Origin of the sequence: Pseudomonas sp. NBRC 111139 (genome assembly GCF_001753955.1) — a bacterium.
Lineage (GTDB): Bacteria > Pseudomonadota > Gammaproteobacteria > Pseudomonadales > Pseudomonadaceae > Aquipseudomonas > Aquipseudomonas alloputida.
Window position 1 is genome coordinate 1 of record NZ_BCBP01000008.1, and the last position, 1,118, is coordinate 1,118.

A 1,118-nucleotide genomic window follows, 5' to 3' on the forward strand; every position below is an offset into this window, starting at 1 on the left:
ATCGGCCACGTTGACCACGGTAAGACCACTCTGACCGCAGCTCTGACTCGCGTTTGCTCCGAAGTTTTCGGTTCGGCAATCGTTGAGTTCGACAAGATCGACTCGGCTCCGGAAGAAAAAGCGCGCGGTATCACCATCAACACCGCTCACGTTGAGTACAACTCGACCATTCGTCACTACGCTCACGTTGACTGCCCAGGTCACGCTGACTACGTGAAGAACATGATCACCGGTGCTGCCCAGATGGACGGCGCGATCCTGGTTTGCTCGGCCGCCGATGGTCCGATGCCACAAACCCGTGAGCACATCCTGCTGTCCCGTCAGGTAGGCGTTCCGTACATCGTGGTCTTCCTGAACAAGGCTGACCTGGTAGACGACGCTGAGCTGCTGGAACTGGTCGAGATGGAAGTTCGCGACCTGCTGTCCACCTATGACTTCCCAGGCGACGACACCCCGATCATCATCGGTTCGGCTCGTATGGCGCTGGAAGGCAAAGACGACAACGAAATGGGCACTACCGCTGTTAAGAAGCTGGTAGAAACTCTGGACAGCTACATTCCTGAGCCAGTTCGTGCCATCGACCAGCCGTTCCTGATGCCGATCGAAGACGTGTTCTCGATTTCGGGTCGTGGTACCGTTGTTACCGGTCGTATCGAGCGTGGTATCGTCCGCGTTCAGGATCCGCTGGAAATCGTTGGTCTGCGTGACACCACCACCACCACCTGCACCGGTGTTGAGATGTTCCGCAAGCTGCTGGACGAAGGTCGTGCTGGCGAGAACTGCGGCGTTCTGCTGCGTGGCACCAAGCGTGACGACGTTGAGCGTGGTCAGGTTCTGGTCAAGCCAGGTTCGGTCAAGCCGCACACCAAGTTCACCGCAGAAGTCTACGTCCTGTCGAAGGAAGAAGGCGGCCGTCACACTCCGTTCTTCAAAGGCTACCGTCCACAGTTCTACTTCCGTACCACTGACGTGACCGGTAACTGCGAACTGCCGGAAGGCGTTGAAATGGTAATGCCAGGTGACAACATTCAGATGACTGTTACCCTGATCAAGACCATCGCAATGGAAGACGGTCTGCGCTTCGCTATCCGTGAAGGCGGTCGTACCGTCGGCGCCGG

1 protein-coding gene is annotated in these 1,118 nt (G+C 57.3%); it reads left to right on the plus strand.

The genetic code is table 11. From position 1 onward, the window contains the following. The coding region (gene tuf / locus BJQ17_RS00060; protein ID WP_060546746.1) for an elongation factor Tu at positions 1 to 1,118 on the plus strand (1,118 nt) is incomplete at both ends.